The following is an 18,618-nucleotide window of genomic DNA, read 5'->3' as shown; positions in this document are numbered from 1 at the left end:
GCCGGGGGCCGTAAGGAAGTTGTGATTTTGTGATTTGGTGGGTTAAACCTTTGTCCCACAATAAGTCACCAAATCACAAGGTTTGTGATTTGGTTGTGATTTGGTGATTTGGAGAAGATCCCTGGAATCGAGCGGGCCGGTTGATGAGCTTTGCTTCATAAGTGTGATTATTTATCCGGCCCCGCATGGACTCCAGGATAATTGTTTGTCGTCTTGCTGGAGTCCATGCTCGTTCCTCGCTCGACTCCAGCGTGGCAAGGCCTCTATCCTTGTTAGGAAATGAATCAACAGCTATCTGTCCCTCAGGTCAGATTCACCCGCCACTCACTTGCCTCCCGCCGACCACTCGCCCAACCGGCGGTTACTCGGCGGGAGGCTAATGGGCAATGAACGGTCTGGGTATAATGGCGGGAAACGTCAAACTCGGCGAGGTTATATGTGGCGTTTAATGGTTACGCGTTGCTGGTTACGCGTAACGCGAGGAACCATGTAGCCGGAGGATTCCGATCCTCTGCATATGTAGCCGGAGGATTCCGATCCTCTGTTTAATCCGTATGAAAATGATCTTTTAAATCCGCGTGGATCTGGTTTCTGCGCAAGCTTAACTCTCAACTCTTAACTCTTAACTCTTAACTTACCAAAACAAGCTACGCAACAAGGAGGAAACAATATGCGAGCCTACTTCAAAAACATGATCCAGGCCTACCGCGGCACCTGCGACGGGCTGGTCTATTACTACAACCCCCGGCTGAAGCGCGTGATCGTGCGCCCCTGGTTCAAGCCCCGGCCCTGCGAGGCCACCCTGCGCTTCGGGCGGATCGCGACCAACCTGAAGGCGCTGAATCCCTCTGCGGGTTTCCGCAGCGACCTCAGCGTCTACGTGGACATCCACAACCGGCGCACCGCCAATGAAGACGTGATCCTGCAAAACTGGTACAACGCCTTCACCAAAATGATGTGGAACCTGGCCAAGGAAAGCCCGGAAACCATCGACCTGGAATTCATCTCCAGAACCTACATCGAACTCCACGACCTGCCCTGCCGCTCTGTCAAAAGAGCCGTGGACGCGGGCCTTCTGGCCCCGGTGAACGGGTATGAGCTGCTCACGCAGGAGATGTGATGCGTTACGCGTTATGGGTTAAGCGTTATGGGTTACGCGTTATGCGTTATGGGTTACGCGTTATGGGGTTACGCGTTATGCGGGGAGCCATGTAGCCGGAGGATTCCGATCCTCTGCAAATGTAGCCAGAGCTTTCCAAAGCTCTGCAAACCCTTCACCTATTGTTTATCCCTGGATGCGGAGGATCGGAATCCTCCGGCTACATCTGGCGGGGTCGGGGGAGCTATATCCGGACGCTTTTGATGGTGCCCTGATTCAGTTTGAGGGCGGGTTCGCCGTGGATCATCATGATGATGCCCAGTTCCTTGCCGCAGTTTGGGCAGAGGGGACGGGAGAGGGTTGCGGCCCCCTGCAGGCCGACGTAGTCTTCGCTGAGGCGGCTGAGCAGGCATTTGATGAGCCTGCCCTTCCCCGCCTTGAAATAGCGGAACAGTTTGCAGCCGCAGCGGCAGTCGATGTCGATTATCTTTCCGGTTCGCATATGTTTTTGTCCCTGTGCCCAGGCAGCCAGATCCGTTCCGGGAGTCAAGATTTTTCCTCGCCTGGGGGAGGAATGGGGAAAAACTGGAGGTGGCGTTTTGGCGTTTTAGCGTTTTGGCGTTTTAGCGGGGAAGCGGGGTGCAATTTGGCGGCCATGGACTGCCGACGTCCCCGTCGGCTGAAAGACCGCAGGGCTTCGTGAGGGGTCAGTTGCTTTTTCCAAGGTGGGCCGGTCGAGACAGAAAAAAGCTCCTGCGGAGCTTCGCCTACGAGGACGTCGGCATTCCCAGGCGTGCGCCAGCTTGACTCCTGACTCATAACTCGCCACTCAAGCAAAACCGGCCTCGCCGCTCTGGTATGGCAACAAGGCCGGATTATCCCTTATACCCCTCGCGGGGTGTTTGATTTCGAACTTCAGTTCGCCTCAGGCTTGCGTTTAGTTTTCTCCCAGGAGCTCCTTGAGATGTTTGACGTAGTTTTCCGCGCCACCGTACTGGTAGCCCGTGCGAGTGATCTCCTTGCCTTGGGAATCCACCAAAACGATGGTGGGGAATCCCTGGACACCGAAGCTCTCGGCCAAAGCCTGGTTCGCCTTTTGCTGGCTGGCCGGCAGCTTGGTCCTGCGGGGAAAGTCCACTGTCAGGAGCACGAAATTGGCCTTGGCATAGTCGATGAACGCGGGCTGGGTGAACACTTCGTCCCTCAGCTTGAAACACCAACTGCACCAATCCGAACCGGTGAAATTGATCAGGACGTGGCGGTTGAGATTGGCCGCGCTGGCCAGGGCCTGGCTGTAATCCGTGATCCAGGAGCCTTCCGCATAGTTGCTTGCTTCGGCAGTGCCAGCCTGATCCGGGGTTTGGACATCTGTTTCAGCAGTATCGCCGCCGCGCGCGTTTTCCCGCGGCACGCAGCCCAGGAAGGTGAACGCGGACAGCATGATCAGAATCGTCAATATTTTCACTGTTGTACCTCTTCTTCGTTAATGAATACTTTGTGCGTGATGTTGGCAGCCTTTTTGAGCATGGCGTGGACACCGCAGTAACGCTCAAGGGAGAGTTCAACAGCTTTGACGACCTTATCCGGAGGCAGGTTATCGCCGGTAAACCGGAAAAACACGCGGATGGTATGGTAATGGATGGGATGGTCGGTGGTGGAATCCGCTTCCACGTCAACCTGGAATTGGTAGTTTTGGATGCGCATCTTTTCCAGGATGGAGACCACGTCCATTCCCGAACAGCCGCTCAAAGCGGCCAACAGGAGTGGCTTGGGCCGCGGGCCCAGGTCTTTTCCGCCCGACTGGGGATCGACATCCATGATCAGATGGTGTCCGTTGACCTCGGTATCGAAGGCCAAACCCCCGGTCCATTTCATCGTGGTCTTTGCGCTCATCAGATCTCCACGATGGTGGACTTGAGGACGTTCTCGTACTTCTCGACGTAGGTCTTCAGGGCCTTGTGGATTGCTTCGATATCCTTTTCGGGGATCTGGGCCATGATCTTCTTCTGCTGGTCAACCACAGTCTGCTGGCTGTTCTCGGCCAGTTTCTTGCCCTTTTCCGTGATGATGGCGAACCAACAGCGGCGGTCCTTTTCAGAGGGCTTGCGCTGCACCAGCTTCTTGCTGACGAGGTTGTCCATGATCCTGGTGATGCGGCTGTGCGAGACAGAGAGCACCTTGGCCAGTTCGTTCATGTTCACGGGGGTTTTCACCATAAACAGGTGGTTGAGAAGTTGGCATTCCATTTTTCCAGCCTGCAGACACGCTTTTTGCGCGTAGTCGATTTCGCTCAGGACAACCTGAAGCCTTGTGATCAGGTTGTGAAAGTTCTCAGCGGTAACTTTCATGATGTTCTCCTTATCTATTGTATTTGCAGCAGCCGGTCGATCTTGGCACGATCGAAGCCCACCACCGCGGTGTTATCTATCCAGATCTGCGGCACGCCAAGCTGCCCCGTTTTGCGTTGCATGTCCCGCAGCGACTTTTCATCGCTTGAAACATCAATGTATTTAAACGCGAATCCCTTTGCTTTGAGATAATCTTTAACTTTTCTGCACCAAGAACAAGTTGGTGTTCCGAAAACAATGATGCTTGGCCTCATGATCGATGTACCTCTGAATTCAATAATAATGCATCCAATTGGAAAGGCAAGAAAAAGTTTCTCCCCAACGATGGTTACGGATTAAAGGAAATTACCTGAGATACCGCCAAATCAAGGCAGGAAAAAAACCTTGCCAGTTTGGCGGCTGTGGAAATATTGCCACAAAGAGAGGAAAAAAATATGGCAACCCTGTTTTTTTGCGCCGATTGCGGCTATGAGACCACCAAATGGAGCGGCAAATGCCCTTCCTGCGGGAGCTGGGGCACGCTCAGGGAAAGCAGCCGGGTAACCGGCAAAGCCGGCAAAGGCGGCCCGGCGGACATCACAGCGCCCAAACCGGAGCGGATCAAAGACCTCAAATATTCCGAAGTTTCCCGCTGGCCCACCAACATCAGGGAATTCGACCTGGTGATCGGAGGCGGGATCGTGAGCGGAATGCTGGTGCTGATCGGCGGAGAACCGGGCATCGGCAAATCCACCCTGATGCTGCAGCTTTCCCAATGGATGGGCGCGCAAGGCAAAAAGGTGCTGTATGTGACCGGCGAGGAAAGCCAGGAACAGATCCACCTGCGCAGCGCCCGCCTGAACATCGATAGCGAAAACATCTGGCTGCTGTGCACCAACGACGCCGAACTGATGCTCGCGGCGGTGGAGGAAAACAGCCCGGACATCCTGATCGTGGATTCGATCCAATCCATCAGCCTGCCCAGCCTCGATTCCCTGCCGGGCAGCATCACCCAGTTGCGCGAGACCAGCAACCGCGTCCTCCGCTGCGCCAAAACCCAGCGCCTGCCGGTGTTCATGGTCGGCCACGTGACCAAAGAGGGCTTTGTTGCCGGGCCCAAGATCATCGAGCACATGGTGGACACGGTGCTGTATTTCGAAGGCGAGCTGCGCGGGCAATACAAGATCCTGCGCGCGGTCAAGAACCGCTTTGGCTCCACCAACGAGATCGGCATCTTCGAAATGACGAATTCCGGACTGGAACAGGTCCTCGAACCCAACCACATCTTCCTCTCGGACGCCAACGAACATATCGGGACCTCGATCGGCTGCATCATGGAGGGCACGCGCTCATTCATCGTGGAAGTCCAATCCCTGGCCACGGCATCGAACTACGGCACTCCGCAGCGCGTGGTGGTGGGCCTGGAGCAAAAGAAACTGGCCATATTGCTGGCCATCCTGGAAAAGAATCTGGCCCTGTATCTGCGCTCGAGCGACGTGTTCATCAATCTGGCGGGAGGGATCCGCAGTTCCGATCCCAGCCTGGACCTGGCCATTCTGGCCGCCATCGTTTCCAGCCTCAAGGACAAGCCCCTCCCGGAAAAGGCCGTGTTCATCGGCGAGGTGGGCTTGAACGGCGAGGTCCGCCCCGTGTCCCAGCTCGATTCCCGCATCAATGAGGCCGTTAAGCTGGGCTATGAGAGGATATTTATCTCCGGCCACGCCAAGGTCAAGCACCGCGCCAAGGTGGTCAAGCTCAAGGACGTCAAGGACCTCTATCTGGCCCTGGACAAGGCTTGAGAGGTGGACAAGGCGATGTTGCTTGACAATTATCCCCAGCCTCAGAAACTGAACATATGAATTCAAAATACCTACTGATAAGCATAATAGTCACGATTTGCGCGGTGGGCCTGTTCCAGCTGACCGGCGCCGGCAGGCTGAACTATCCTGAATACAAGGTCAGCGCCGGACAGATAGCCGATTTTGATGTGGTGGCCCCCTTCGATTTCCCGATCATGAAATCCGAGGAGCAGGTCCAGCAGGAGTATCAGGCTGAACTGGCCAGGCTCGGCCGGCCGCATAAGCTGGACCCGGATGTGGAATTCGCGGCCTACAGCAATCTGGACAAACTCTTCGAACTCCTCTACGAAGCAGCCTCCAGTGATGATGAGGAAGCGCTCGAGATCACCGCCCGGCAGTTGGGATTCCAGCTGGAAAGCGCCTCCCTGGCCCAGATCGGCAATCCGGCCAGGATCAGGACCGCCTATGCCAACATCCGGAACAACCTGAGCTATGCCTACAATGTGGGCATCTATGCCAACGCCAATTCGGACAGCATCCTGGTGCTGGACTCCGGAGGCCTGGAAAAACGCAACGCGGCGAGGTATTTCCAGCCGGAGCAGGTGCTGCGCCTGGTCGTTTCGAGGGTCGACGCGGTTCTGGCCAGGATCGTCGCTGCCAACGCCAATACGCTCATCAAACCGAACCTGCTGGTGGATGAAAAGGCCTATGAAGAGCTCAAAGGGGAGGTTTTGGAGGCGATCGACACCACTTCCGGGATAGTGGAACAAAACGAGGTCGTGATCAGGAAAAACCAGCGCCTGAGCGAAGAAGACATCCGCAAACTGAATTCCCTCACCCGGGAATACAAGGCCCGGGGCGAAAGCAAATCCCCGCTGATGCAGCTTCTGGGCCTGCTGGGCCTGCTGCTCTATGTGTTTTTGACCGTCATCAGCTTCAACTACAACCTCTCTCAAACCGCTTCTGAAGACATCAGGCGCGACCACAGCATCATCATGCTGAACCTGGGATTTGTGCTGCTGGCCGTGATGGCGGTCGTGAACAGCCAGCTCTTGGGCCTGGATATCTTCCACATCCCCTTTGCCATGCTGATCATTTCCTCAGCCATCCTGGTCGGTTTCGATTTTGCCGTCTACTACTCCGTCTGCGGCACCCTGCTACTGGGGCCTTTCGTAAATTGGGACGTGTATGGCATGGCGGTGCTTCTGCTGGCTGCCCTGCTCACCCTCGCCCTGATCCGCAGATTCAGATCCAAGCACGAATTCCTGCGGATCTGGTTTTTCCAGTTCATCTCCGTCAACCTGATCAGCAACGCGTTTAACCTCTATTCCTACACCGGCGAAAGCCTGGGCGACAAGATCGGCGGGGCGGTCAGGAATGCCGGATATTCCCTGGTTTCCACCACCATAGCGGTTCTGGGCTGCCTGGCCATCGTCACTTTTTTTGAGCGAAAATGGAACCGCGCCACCAAACAGGTTCTGCTGGAACTGCTGGATTTCAACCATCCCCTCCTCAAAAAGCTGGCCACCAATGCCGCCGGGACCTACCATCATTCCCTGATCGTGGGCAACCTGGCTGAACGGGCCGCCGAAGCCATAGGCGCCAATCCCCTGCTGGCCAGGGTCGGCAGCTACTACCACGATGTTGGCAAGGCCGCCAATCCGGAGATCTTCACCGAAAACAACGAGGATTCCAGCCTGGTCCACGACAAATACAGCCCCGAGGAAAGCGCCGATTTCATCCGCGACCACGTTAAACAGGGCATCGTCCTGGCCGGCAAGTACCACATCCCCCAGGCCGTGATCGACATCATCGTCCAGCATCACGGCACCAGCAGCATCAGATATTTCCTGGAAGCCGCCCAACGCAACGGCGGAGTGGCCGATGCCACGGACTTCAGCTATCCGGGGCCTTTGCCCAGAAGCAAGGAAGCTGCCCTGGTCATGATCGCGGACATCGTGGAATCGACCACCAAGGCCAAGGAAGACATCAGCGACCAGGAAATCCACAAGATCATCGAAGACACGGTCCAGCGCCTGATCCGGGAAGGGCAGTTCGACGAAGCGCCGATCACCCTAAAAGAGCTGGCCGTGGCCAAACAGGTGATGTATCCCGTTTTGGAAAGCATCTACCGCAAACGCATCGACTATCCGGAAGAAAAACAGCCTTGAGCAAGTGCCAGTTCAATCTCACCAACCAGAGCGGCATCGACGTGGATGAAGCCCCCCTGAGGCTCTGCGCGGAAACGGTTTGCGCCGGGGAATGCCCAGCCCCCGCCTGCGAGGTCGACCTGCTGCTCTGCGCCGACCCTCAAATGCGGGAATTCAACCGCCTCTACCGGGGCGACGATTCGGTCACGGATGTGCTCTGCTTCAGCGCGCCGGATGAGCTTGCCGGCCTCGTCAACCCAGAGGCCGAGGCCCTGCCCTGCGATATTATCATTGACATAAATCAGCTGGATAGACAAAAGGGTCCCAATACATTGGAAAAGGAATTGATGGAAGTTTTTATCCACGGTCTGCTGCACGCGTTCGGTTATGACCACATTCGCCGGCAAGACCAGGAAATTATGGCCAACAAAGAACAATATTACAAACAAATGATGGAAGGTAAGCAACATCGTGGATGACGGCTCAGCGTTTTTATTAATTCTGCTCTTACTCCTTTCGGCCTATTTTTCAGGCTCGGAAACGGCCTTCTTTTCCCTCCCCCGCATCTATCTGAAGAAACTCGAGAACGGCAAGGCCGCCAGCGCCAAGAGGATCCTCAGCCTGCTGCGCCAGCCCCGGCGCCTCTTGATCACCATCCTACTGGGCAATACCTTTGTCAACATGGCGATCACCTCCCTGGCCACGATCATGGCCCTGAGGATCGCCGAACGCCTTGGCCGCAGCCCGTCCCCGATCGTAACGGCCCAGGTGGTCATCACCACCCTGGTGATCGTGATCTTTTGCGAGATCATCCCCAAACTGGTGGCGCTTTCCACGGCTAATGTCTTTGCCCGCCTGAGCAGCTTGCCGATGCAGGTATTGAACCTGGCCTTGCTGCCTTTGGTCTGGCTGATCGAGAAGCTGAGCATGCTGGCTTCCAGCAAGCAGGGCGCGGACCGGATCCTTTCCTCCCGGTTCACCACGGAGGAGTTTCACAGCCTGATCCAATCCGAAAGTTCGCAGCACAGCCTGGACGAGCATGAAAAGCAGATGCTGGTGGGCTTGTTCCGCTTCCGCGAGGCCAAACTGACCGAGATCTACGTCCCCCGCGTCAGGATGAAGGCCATCGAGGTGGACCAAAGCCTGGACGAACTGCGCGACCTGATCGTTTCCAGCGGCTTTTCCCGCATTCCGGTCTATCGCGAGACCATCGACGAGATCATCGGCATCATCTATGTCAAGGACCTGGTCCTCTATCCCGAAAAGAAGCGCATCGCGGACATCATGCGGCCAGCCTGGTTCGTGACCGAGAATATGAAGGTGCAGACCCTGCTGAACCAGTTCAAGACCCGCAAGCTCCAGATGGCCGTGGTGGTGGACGAATATGGCGGCACCTCCGGGATCATCTCTTTGGAAGACATTCTGGAAGAGATCGTTGGCGAGATCCACGACGAATACGACCGCGACGAAGTGCCCGAATTCACCCGCGTGGACGACAGCACTTTCAAACTCCGGGGCGCTTACAACATCCGGCAGTTCAACCACGAGTTCAACGCGGAGATCGACCCTGAGGAATACGACAACGTGGCGGAGTTTCTTCTTTCCCAGTTCAACCACGTTCCCGCGGTCGGCGAAACCTATGTGCTTGAATCCTGCTGGGAGTTCCGGGTTCTGGAAAGCAACGGCAGAAGCATCAACCTGGTGCAGGTCAAAAAGCTTGATGAATAGGGCGTTCTTTCCTGGCCGATGTCCTCAAAAGGGCCTTCCGGCAACTTCCCTCTGACATGCAGGACCTCAAAAGGAAACTGACCCTGACCGCGCCGGTCGTCTGGCTGGTCCTGATCTGGACCGTTTCCTCGATTCCCGGCAAAAGGATGCCTTCGCTAAAGGTCATCAGCATCGACAAGCTGGCCCATATCGGCCAATACCTGGTGCTGGGCCTGCTGGTGAACCAGGCGCTGAAATCGCTCAGGATCAGAAGCGGCGCCGTCCCCTGGATCTATCTGGCCCTGCTGCTGAGCGCCGGCTTTGACGAATGGCATCAGCGTCTGATCCCGCATAGGTCCGTGTCCTGGTGGGATTTCGTGGCCAACGGGATCGGCCTGGGCATCGCCTTTTCATTTTTCTGGTTCAGCCGTGATCGAAGTAAAGAACCTACACCTTAGCTTCGCCGGGGCCAAGGTCCTGGAGGACATCAGTTTCCGCCTCGAAAGCGGGGAAAACCTGATCATCCTCGGCCGCAGCGGGGCAGGCAAAACGGTCCTGATCAAGGCCATGCTGGGCCTCTTCCAACCGGACCGGGGCAGCGTGACGGTCGACGGGATGGATGTCTACAGCCGCGACCGCTCCAAGCGCGACGAGATCCGGCAGCTTTTCTCCATGGTCTTCCAGAACGCCGCCCTGCTCGATTCCTTTTCCGTGTTCCAGAATGTGGCCCTGCCCCTCTATGAGCGCCGCAACCTGGAGTACGGAGAGGTTTTGGAAAAAGTGCGCAAAAGCCTGGCTGTCGTGGGCTTGGAAGACACCCTGGATAAATTTCCCTCCGAACTCAGCGGCGGGATGCGCAAGCGGGTGGGCATCGCCCGGGCCCTGGTCTACGACCCCCGCTACATCATTTTCGACGAACCCGTTTCCGGCCTCGATCCCATCACCGCCAGCGAAGTTTTGTATTACATCACCCAGATCATCCGCTCCGTGCAAGCCACCACCATCACCATCACCCACGACATCCGCAATCTGCGCGACATCGGCGACCGGGTGCTCTTTCTGGACAAGGGCAGGGCTCTGTTCTTCGGCACTTTGGACCAGATGGACAACTGCCCCGATCCACTGCTCAGGCAGTTCATGGATTGACGCCCATGCCCGCCGCAGCTTTCAATTGCTCCGTCTTTCCCAGCGAATCCTGGCCGGATATCGTTCCCAGCGCCTCTTTCCCCTTTTCCGGGCGCTTATGCCGGTGGACAATTCACCCTACACACTCCGAACAAAGTACGGGATGTGTAAGGCGAAAGTACGGCCGGGATACGATCCTGCAAGAGGAGCGGAAAGAGGGAGGCCGGAATCCAGCGCGGCAAACAGAAAGGGGCAGAAGACCATGACCCCCGCTCAGCCCAGGCCACTCGTGCTGTTGGCTTTCCTCACCGCCACGGCCTGCAGCATCCACATTTTCGAAAGCCTGATCATGCGCCTGCTGCCTCTGCCATTCATCCGCCTGGGCCTTTCCAACATCATCGTGCTTTATCTCATCCTGCAAAGAAAGCCCTGGCAGGCGGTCGCGGTCAACCTCACCAAATCGGTCGTGGGCGGGGCGGTCACCTTCACCCTTTTAACCCCGGCCACCCTGCTCTCCCTCTGCGGGGGGCTTGCGGCCATTCTGGCGATGTGGGCCGCAGATCGCAGCAGGCTCGGCTTCAGCGTCTTTGGGGTGAGCGTCCTGGGGGCTTTGGCGCATAACCTCACCCAGTTGATGCTGGTCCAGAGGGTGGTTCTGCCGGGGGCGCGTGTTTTTGTGTTGACACCAATACTGCTGTTTTTAGGCTTGTTCAGCGGGATCGTCACCGCGTGGATTTTACTGGCGGTCCAGGCCAGGTTCAAACTGATCGGGTTGGAAAAATATGAAAAAGAAACATAAAAGGATAACCGGCAAACTGCTGCTCTGGGCAGGAGTGGCTTTCTGCGTCCTCTTCGGAGTGTTCATCGGCGCCTTCTGGTTCTACCAGGATGATCTGCCGCCGACAGCCGAACTGAAGAATTACACCCTTAGCTCGGGCAGCGAAGTATACGACAAAGATGGCAGGATGATCTACCTCTTTGCCTTCGAGAAACGCAAACTGGTTTCCCTGAAAGAACTGCCGCCGCATCTGGTCGACGCTTTGCTGGTTACGGAAGACAAACGGTTTTACAGCCATTTTGGCATTGATCCGATCAGCCTCGCCAGGGCGTTTCTGGTCGACATCAAGCATCTCGGCTTTTCCCAGGGCGCCAGCACGATCACACAGCAGATGGCCCGGAACATGTTCCTAACCCTGGATAAAAAGGTCTCACGCAAGATGCGGGAAGCCATCCTGGCCTTGCGCATCGAATCTTCCTTCACCAAGGACGAGATCCTGGAGATCTATTTCAACAAGATCTTCTGGGGCGTGCAAAACCACGGCGTCGAGACCGCTTCCCTCTATTATTTCGACAAACACGCGCGGGACCTCAGCATTCCGGAAGCCGCCATGATCGTCGGGATGATCCAAAGGCCGAACTATTACGACCCCAACAAGCATCCGGAGCGGGCCCTGGGCCGGCGCGACTATGTTTTGGAGCGGCTGTACAAGGCCGGCAAGATCAGCGAAGCGGAATATACCGCGGCGCTTGCCACTCCCGTCAATTCCCAGCAGGGAAGCAGTTACAGCCGCTTCGCCTCGGACTATTTCATCGAGCACATCCGCCTCTATCTGGAGCATAAATACGGCACGGAAAAGCTCTTTGAAGGCGGACTCAAGATCTATACGACCATCGATTCGGAACTCTCCAGCGCCGCGGATTCCATCATGAACGCCTATCTGACCCGCAACGAGACCAACGGCCGCTACCCCAACCGCTTCTCGCAGGTGCCCAAAAACTCCCACGACATCGACACCAAATACATCCAGGGCTGCCTGCTCATGATCGACAACAAGAACGGGCACGTCCGCGCCATGATCGGCGGCAGGAGCTTTGCCCACAGCAAATACAACCGCATGACCCAGGCCAAGCGCCAGCCCGGATCCTCGATCAAACCTGTCTACTACACCGTGGCCGTGGAACAGGGCTATACACCGGCAACCGTCATCAACGACGCCCCGATCAGCTTCGGCAACTGGACCCCGCAGAACTACAACCGCTCCTATAACGGCCTGACCAGGATGCGCGTCGCCCTGCAGTGGTCCTACAACGTCTGGGCGGTCAAATGCGCCCAGGATATCGGTTTGAACTCACTTACCGACGCCTTCCAGCGCTTCGGGCTGAAGGTCCGGGCGGAAAACCTCACCGCCGCGCTCGGTTCGCATGAAGTGACGCCCATCGACATGGTCACCGGCTTCACCGCCTTTCCCAATGGCGGGATGCGGGTAACGCCCGTTTTCATCACCCGGGTGGAGGACGCCAAAGGCAAGATCCTGGAAAGGAACTCGACCCAAAAACACAAGGTCTGTTCCCCAGAAGTGGCCTACATCATGACCAGCATGCTGGAAACCGTCACCAATACTGGCACCGGAGGCGGATCCCGCAACGGCTATATCTGGCCCAACGCCGGCAAGACTGGCACCAGCCAAAACTACAACGATTCCTGGTTCATCGGCTTCAACAAAGCCTACACGATGGGAATCTGGACCGGTTTCGACAACAGCCGCACCCGGGCCGGAACCGCCCACGCGGCCAGCATCTGGGGCCCGATCATGACCAGGGCCATCAAGCTGGACAACAAAGGCCGGACCCCCGCAGCCGACGATCCGCGCTATTCCTTTTCCATGCCGCCCAAGATCGTGAAGCAGAACATCAATCCCAGAACAGGCTTTTCAGTAAGTTCCGGCGGCATCCCGGAGGTGTTCATCGAGGGAACGGAGCCTCCCGCGGTCGGCGATTCCCTGCAATACAACTTCTCTCCCACCAGCTACGGCTATCAGGACCTGTGAGGCTGGACAGATGATAATCTTTGATGATCACAAAGCCGCCTGCTTTTATCCCCTGGCCCTGAACCGCAGTGTGGGAGACCTGCGTTGCGGGATCCTGAAGCTGCGCCAGAGGCTGCAGCAGTTTCTGGGCGACGGAGAATATCAGCTTTGGCTGGAGCCGCGCCTCCAAGCCCTCTACCGGGAACGCCATCCCGGCTGGCAGATAAACCAGGCCTCCGATCCTGGGTCCCTGTTCGTGAACTCCCGGCTGATGGTCACATTCGAGGCTGTCGAAGCCGTGGAGAAACTGCGCGCCAACCAATGCCTCCAGCGCGGGGATGAGCTGATCGCCTTTCGCGCCCGGGATAGTTTTAGCTCCCTGCCCAAGCTCGCGGACCTCAAAGAGGCCGGTTTTTCCCTGATATCCTGCGAATTGGCCAGCTACGGCAATCTGAGCGACCTGATCCACGACAACGAACGCTTGCTCCGCTTCGATTTCGAGCAATTCTTCTATGAGCAGGACAACTACTTCGAGACCGAACCCGGCGTCACCGCCCTGAATCCTTACAGCATCTGGATCGGGGAGAATGTTGAGCTCAAGCCAGGCGTGGTCCTGGATGCCTCGGAAGGCCCGATAGTGCTGGATGAGGGGGTGCGCGTGCTGCCCAACGCTGTCATCATTGGGCCAGCCTATATCGGCAGGAACAGCCTGATCAAGGTTGGCGCCAAGATCTATCCAGGCAGTTCCATCGGCCCCGTCTGTAAAATCGGCGGCGAGGTCGAAGGCAGCATTTTCCAAGCCTTCTCGAACAAGCAGCATGACGGCTTCCTCGGCCACAGCTATGTGGGAGAGTGGGTAAACATCGGCGCGGACACCAACAACAGCGACCTCAAGAACACCTATGGGAACGTGGGCTTCTATTCCTACGCAGCCAAAGATAAGGTCGATTCCGGCAGGATGTTTTTGGGCGCGCTGATTGCGGACCACGTCAAGCTGGGCATCAACGCCAGCCTCAACACGGGCTGCGTTGTCGGCATCGGCTGCAACCTCTGGGGCAGCGACCTGATCGCGGATTTCATCCCCGATTTTTCCTGGGGCAGGGCTTCCGAGCTCAGCCGCCATCGCTTTGAGGCCTTTTGCCAGACCGCGGGCCTGGTCAAGCAGCGCCGCAAACTCCCGTTCACAGCTGCCGAGCGCGAGCTGTACCAAACTTTGTACGCTGAACTGGAGAGCTCATACTGAACCACAGACAAGTCCAATCTGGAGAAACAATGCAAGAATACATAGAAGTCGAATTCCGTTCCGGGCGTTTGGGCTATTACCAAAACACCCAGAACCTGACCATCAACCCTGAAGACCTGATCATCGTCGAGGTCGAGCGGGGCGATGACATCGCCCAGGTCGTGCACCTGAGCATCAGCGGGCAAGACATCGTCCCCCAGCCTCCCCAGGGCGGCAAGACCTACAAGATCAAGCGGCTCGCCACCGAAGAGGACATCGAAAAACTGCACAACCTGCCCCACGAGGAAGAGAAAGCCGCCCGCACCTTCGAAGACGTCCTGCGGCGCTATTCGTTCGACATGAAGCTGATCGAGACGGTGTTCCAGTTCGACGGCAACAAGCTGACCTTCTTTTTCACGGCCGAGGGCAGGATCGATTTCCGCGTCTTCGTGCGTGAACTGGCCACCGTTTTCCGCACCCGGATCGAGCTGCACCAAACCACCGGGCGCGACGAGGCCAAACGCCTGGGCGGCTTTGGCATGTGCGGCCTGCAATATTGCTGCGGCAATTTCCTTAAACGCTTCAACCAGGTGACGATCAAGATGGCCAAGGACCAGAACCTGGCTGGAAATCTGGCCAAGATCTCCGGACCCTGCGGCAGATTGCTCTGCTGCCTCAATTTTGAGGAGAATTTCTATCTCGAGGAAGGCCGCGACCTGCCCATACCGGGCACCTGCGTAATGTATCAGGGCAAGCGGATGTATGTGTTCAAAACCGACGTCCTGAACAAGAAGATCCATCTCTCAGACGAGGACCAGAGCCTCACCGAGATCGATCTGGAATCGTTCCAAAAGCTGGAAGTGGTCTCCGTTCCGGATATTGAGACATGCTAAGCAGCATCCACGGGATCCAGCCCCAGGACCTGATCGAGTTCCTGGGCGGATATTTTCCCGCTTACCGAGCCAAACAGCTGCTCAAATGGCTCTATTCCCGCTTCGTCTTCGATCCTGCCCTGATGACGGACCTGCCTGCCGATTTCCGGGAATTCCTGCTAAGCAGCTTCGACCTCAGCTTGCCCCGGATCGAGGATAAACCCGTCTCCAGGGACGGCAGCGAGAAATTCCGGCTCTCGCTTCAGGACGGTTCCCAGATCGAGATGGTGCTGATGCCCGAGGGCAGGAAACTCACCCTCTGCCTCTCCACGCAGGTAGGCTGCGCGAGGGCCTGCGCCTTTTGCGCCACCGGCTCGATGAAGCGCAAGAGAAACCTCGCCATCCACGAGATCGTCCAGCAAATCCTGCTGGCCTCTCAGAACGCGCCCCAACCCATTACCAACCTCGTTTTCATGGGCATGGGCGAGCCGCTGGATAACCTGGACAACGTTTTGGAAGCCCTCAAGCTGATCCAAAGCGAAGACTCCCTGGCTTTCAGCCCCCGCCGCACCACCATCTCCACCTGCGGGATCGTGCCCGGGATCCATCGCCTGGCTGATTCCGGGATCAAGGCCAAGCTGGCCGTCTCGCTCAATGCCGCCCGCGGCGAGGTCCGCGACGTTCTGATGCCCGTCAATCAAAAATATCCCCTGCCAGTTCTCAAAAAAGCCCTGCTCTACTACCAAAAGAAAAGCCCCTTCCGGATCACATTGGAATACATCCTCATCCCCGATGTGAACATGGGTTACCTCGATCTGAAAGCCCTGCGTAAATTTTCCGGCGACCTGTCCTGCAAGATTAATTTCATCCCCTACAACGAGATACCTTCCCTCCCCTATCGCTCTCCCACGGAAAGTGAGATCGAGTCTTTCATGGAGGAGGCCCGTTCCCTGCCCCAGGCCGTAACCCTGCGCCGCAGCAAGGGCGCGGACATCAGCGGCGCCTGCGGTCAACTGGTGGTGAAGGCCCGCCCCCCAAAATCTGGAGGTTCCCAATGACCAAAATTGAAAAGATCGCCCGCCATCTTTTTGGCGACAATCCGCCCTGCAAATGCGGCGGCGGACACAAGATCTGCCTCGGCTGCGCCGTCTGCCGGGCAGCGAAGCCAGACCAAATCTACGACCCGGACTCCGGCATCGCTTCCATCATCGACGCCACGCTGCTCAAGGCCGATGCCAACCAGAGCGAGATCAACGCCCTCTGCGACCTCGCCAACGACTATAAATGCGCCTCCGTCTGCGTCAATTCCCACTATTCCCATCCCCTGCAGTTGCGGCTCGCGGCCTCCGTGAAATCCTGTACCGTGATCAATTTTCCCCTCGGCGCCGGCTACATCTATGCCGTGGCCGCGGAAGCCCTGGCCGTCATCAACACCGGCATCGAGGAACTGGACATGGTGCAGAACCTGAGCGCCGTGAAAAGCGGCCATCCGCTCCATTCCTACGAACTGGTCAAGGCCATCGCCGAGCTGGCCCGCAGCAACAAGGTTTTGCTCAAAGTGATCCTGGAAACCTGCTTCCTGAGCGAGGATGAGATCATCGCCTGCAGCCTCTACGCCAAGAAGGCCGGGGCCGAATTCGTCAAGACCTCGACGGGCTTCGGGACCGCGGGCGCAACGGTCGAAAACGTAGCCCTGATGCGGTCAACCGTGGGACCCAAGATCGGCGTCAAAGCCTCCGGCGGGATCCGCACCAAGGAACAGGCCCTGGCCATGATCGCAGCAGGCGCCAACCGCATCGGCGCCAGCAACGTCAAAGCGCTGCTCTGAGGATGCCCAGATGATGCAGGTCAACCTCGCCGGCTACAACATCGACAGCAGCCTGATCAAGCGGCTGAACACGGAAACCGCCACCCCGGAAGTGATCTCCGCCGCCTATGCCAGGATCAGCCGCAGCCCCAAATCCGTCACCGAACTGCGCGAAGAGGCCCTGATGGAACTGGAAAAGGCGCGCAAATCCAACCGCAACATCATCTTTGAGCTGGGCCATGCCTCGGTCGCCGAGCACGCCGTCTTCAACTTCGACATCATCGGCATTTCCCGGCTGCTCACTGAGACCCTGGAAACCGTGCGCTTCGCCTCCTTCACGGAAAAATCCCAGCGCTATGTCACCTTCCAAAACGACTATGTGGTGCCCTCCGAACTGAACGAACCCCGGCACGAATCGCTGAAAGGGGCTTACATCAAGCTGATGGACAGCCTGTTCAATGAATACCGGGAAAGCTTCGAGGCCCTCGTCAAATTCCATGAAAGGGAAACACCCGGCCTGTCCAAGCTCGAGCGGGAATGCCGAGCCAAGGAAGACGCCCGCTACATCCTGCCCCTGGCCGCCAAAACCCAATTGGGCATGACGATCAACGCCCGCAGCCTGGAAAACCTGCTCCGCCGCCTCGCGGCCAACCCCCTGCAGGAAGCCGCCGAGCTCCATGCGGCCCTGCTCAACCTTTCCCAGGAGGTCTGCCCCTCCCTGGTCCGCTACACCAAGAAAGACAGCTTCAGCGGCACCTTCAGCGCGCAAGGCATCAACCCCGGCGGGGATGATTTCCAGGATGACGAAAATGTGCGCGTGGTTTCCCTGACCCCGGACCCGGACGACCTGATCCTCGCCGCCCTGCTTTTTGAACAGGCCCAGGCAGACATGGCCCATTGCCGGGATACGATAGCGGACATGGATTTTGACGCCAAGCGCGAGCTCTGGCGGCAGGTCTTTGCCGGCATCAAGCCCTGGCACAAGATGAGCCGCGCCTTCGAGTTGGTGGACCTGGTCTTCGAGCTCAACATGTCCGAAAGCTGCTGGGCCCAGTTCAAACGCCACCGCGTGGGCACCCTCATCAAGCAAACCAACCCCTCCATCGGGCCTTTCACCCTCCCGGAAGAGATCTTCGACCTCGGCCGCGAACCCCAGTGGGGCCAACTTCTGGAGAGGCTGGAGAAGTTCCGCCCCAAACTGCGCCAGGTTTTTCCCGACCTCTCTGCTTACATCCGCGTCAATTCCGACAAGGTCAAGGTCCTGGCCAAAATGAACCTCCGCGAGCTGTACCACTTTGTGCGCCTGCGTTCGGACGAACACGCCCAGTGGGAGATCCGCGCCCTGTCCGACTGGATGGCCAACCATCTTCATGTCCTTTGCCCCAACGCCGCCGCGCTGCTCTGCGGTAAAAGCGAACTTTCTGGCGAGCTTTGATGGACTATGTCGCAACCGGCAACGGTTCTGATGTCAATCCACCCTTTTTTTCTGCAGCAAGGTTTGCTTTTCGTATCCCGCCCGATTCTCGCCAGGCGGGCGGGCATCCGGCGGGAAACCGGCAGGAAACGAAGCTGTGGAGCTTGAGGGCGTTTGCGACGGGATCAGATCGGAATTCCCCAACCCTTGCAAGAGAGTCTGTTCAATCAGTCCCGCCGCTAAATGGATTGACAGAAATCCCCCCTTCCCAACCCATGTACGTAAGCAA

The 18,618-nt window shown here is 57.4% G+C and carries 20 protein-coding genes; 15 read left to right on the top strand and 5 right to left on the bottom strand.

Annotated elements, in window-relative coordinates:
- Nucleotides 1-670 precede the first annotated feature (670 nt).
- Nucleotides 671-1,120: a hypothetical protein gene (locus K0B87_02690; GenBank protein MBW6513645.1), complete on the top strand. Its 450-nt coding sequence runs from the start codon at nucleotides 671-673 to the stop codon at nucleotides 1,118-1,120.
- A gap of 223 nt (nucleotides 1,121-1,343) precedes the next feature.
- Here the strand turns inward: K0B87_02690 and K0B87_02685 are convergent, their stop codons facing one another.
- The 5 genes from K0B87_02685 to K0B87_02665 form a co-directional block, all read right to left on the bottom strand.
- Nucleotides 1,344-1,601, bottom strand: a complete 258-nt coding sequence (locus K0B87_02685; protein MBW6513644.1) for a hypothetical protein — start codon at nucleotides 1,599-1,601, stop codon at nucleotides 1,344-1,346.
- A 435-nt stretch (nucleotides 1,602-2,036) separates the two neighbouring features.
- Nucleotides 2,037-2,564, bottom strand: coding sequence for a thioredoxin family protein (locus K0B87_02680; GenBank protein MBW6513643.1), 528 nt, complete (start codon nucleotides 2,562-2,564; stop codon nucleotides 2,037-2,039).
- Nucleotides 2,561-2,992 carry an OsmC family protein gene (locus K0B87_02675; GenBank protein MBW6513642.1) on the bottom strand — a complete coding sequence of 144 codons (432 nt, stop codon included), beginning with the start codon at nucleotides 2,990-2,992 and terminating at the stop codon, nucleotides 2,561-2,563. The genes K0B87_02680 and K0B87_02675 overlap by 4 nt, the downstream gene beginning before the upstream one ends.
- Complete coding sequence (locus tag K0B87_02670; protein MBW6513641.1) at nucleotides 2,992-3,447, bottom strand: MarR family transcriptional regulator; 456 nt, start codon at nucleotides 3,445-3,447, stop codon at nucleotides 2,992-2,994. The genes K0B87_02675 and K0B87_02670 overlap by 1 nt, the downstream gene beginning before the upstream one ends.
- 14 nt (nucleotides 3,448-3,461) lie before the next feature.
- Nucleotides 3,462-3,701 carry a glutathione S-transferase N-terminal domain-containing protein gene (locus K0B87_02665; protein MBW6513640.1) on the bottom strand — a complete coding sequence of 80 codons (240 nt, stop codon included), beginning with the start codon at nucleotides 3,699-3,701 and terminating at the stop codon, nucleotides 3,462-3,464.
- A gap of 180 nt (nucleotides 3,702-3,881) precedes the next feature.
- Between K0B87_02665 and radA the strand changes: the two genes are divergently transcribed.
- From radA to K0B87_02595, 14 genes are all read left to right on the top strand, one after another.
- Nucleotides 3,882-5,225: a DNA repair protein RadA gene (radA, locus tag K0B87_02660; GenBank protein ID MBW6513639.1), complete on the top strand. Its 1,344-nt coding sequence runs from the start codon at nucleotides 3,882-3,884 to the stop codon at nucleotides 5,223-5,225.
- Nucleotides 5,226-5,281: 56 nt separating this feature from the next.
- On the top strand, nucleotides 5,282-7,396 hold the full coding sequence (locus K0B87_02655; protein ID MBW6513638.1) for an HDIG domain-containing protein: 2,115 nt from the start codon (nucleotides 5,282-5,284) through the stop codon (nucleotides 7,394-7,396).
- Nucleotides 7,393-7,854 (top strand): rRNA maturation RNase YbeY, encoded by a 462-nt coding sequence (gene ybeY / locus K0B87_02650; protein ID MBW6513637.1) that lies wholly within the window; start codon nucleotides 7,393-7,395, stop codon nucleotides 7,852-7,854. The genes K0B87_02655 and ybeY overlap by 4 nt, the downstream gene beginning before the upstream one ends.
- The gene (locus tag K0B87_02645) at nucleotides 7,847-9,103 is read left to right on the top strand and encodes a hemolysin family protein (GenBank protein MBW6513636.1); all 1,257 of its coding nucleotides are present in this window, start codon (nucleotides 7,847-7,849) and stop codon (nucleotides 9,101-9,103) included. Before ybeY ends, K0B87_02645 begins: the two co-directional genes overlap by 8 nt.
- A 56-nt stretch (nucleotides 9,104-9,159) precedes the next feature.
- Nucleotides 9,160-9,540, top strand: a complete 381-nt coding sequence (locus tag K0B87_02640; GenBank protein ID MBW6513635.1) for a VanZ family protein — start codon at nucleotides 9,160-9,162, stop codon at nucleotides 9,538-9,540.
- Entirely contained in the window at nucleotides 9,512-10,228 is a 717-nt protein-coding gene (locus tag K0B87_02635) for an ATP-binding cassette domain-containing protein (GenBank protein ID MBW6513634.1), read from the top strand. The genes K0B87_02640 and K0B87_02635 overlap by 29 nt, the downstream gene beginning before the upstream one ends.
- A gap of 241 nt (nucleotides 10,229-10,469) precedes the next feature.
- Entirely contained in the window at nucleotides 10,470-11,006 is a 537-nt protein-coding gene (locus K0B87_02630) for a Gx transporter family protein (protein MBW6513633.1), read from the top strand.
- Complete coding sequence (locus K0B87_02625; protein MBW6513632.1) at nucleotides 10,990-13,035, top strand: PBP1A family penicillin-binding protein; 2,046 nt, start codon at nucleotides 10,990-10,992, stop codon at nucleotides 13,033-13,035. The genes K0B87_02630 and K0B87_02625 overlap by 17 nt, the downstream gene beginning before the upstream one ends.
- A 10-nt stretch (nucleotides 13,036-13,045) precedes the next feature.
- Nucleotides 13,046-14,257, top strand: a complete 1,212-nt coding sequence (locus K0B87_02620; protein ID MBW6513631.1) for a hypothetical protein — start codon at nucleotides 13,046-13,048, stop codon at nucleotides 14,255-14,257.
- A gap of 29 nt (nucleotides 14,258-14,286) precedes the next feature.
- Nucleotides 14,287-15,129, top strand: coding sequence for a Tpl protein (locus K0B87_02615; GenBank protein ID MBW6513630.1), 843 nt, complete (start codon nucleotides 14,287-14,289; stop codon nucleotides 15,127-15,129).
- Entirely contained in the window at nucleotides 15,123-16,166 is a 1,044-nt protein-coding gene (rlmN, locus tag K0B87_02610) for a 23S rRNA (adenine(2503)-C(2))-methyltransferase RlmN (protein ID MBW6513629.1), read from the top strand. The genes K0B87_02615 and rlmN overlap by 7 nt, the downstream gene beginning before the upstream one ends.
- Nucleotides 16,163-16,936, top strand: coding sequence for a deoxyribose-phosphate aldolase (deoC, locus tag K0B87_02605; protein MBW6513628.1), 774 nt, complete (start codon nucleotides 16,163-16,165; stop codon nucleotides 16,934-16,936). Before rlmN ends, deoC begins: the two co-directional genes overlap by 4 nt.
- 13 nt (nucleotides 16,937-16,949) lie before the next feature.
- Complete coding sequence (gene thyX, locus K0B87_02600) at nucleotides 16,950-18,350, top strand: FAD-dependent thymidylate synthase (protein ID MBW6513627.1); 1,401 nt, start codon at nucleotides 16,950-16,952, stop codon at nucleotides 18,348-18,350.
- The coding region (locus K0B87_02595; protein ID MBW6513626.1) for a hypothetical protein at nucleotides 18,350-18,618 on the top strand (269 nt) is incomplete at its 3' end. The genes thyX and K0B87_02595, both read left to right, overlap by 1 nt.

The organism is Candidatus Syntrophosphaera sp., from assembly GCA_019429425.1.
Lineage (GTDB): Bacteria > Cloacimonadota > Cloacimonadia > Cloacimonadales > Cloacimonadaceae > Syntrophosphaera.
This window is presented reverse-complemented; position numbering and strand designations above follow the sequence as displayed.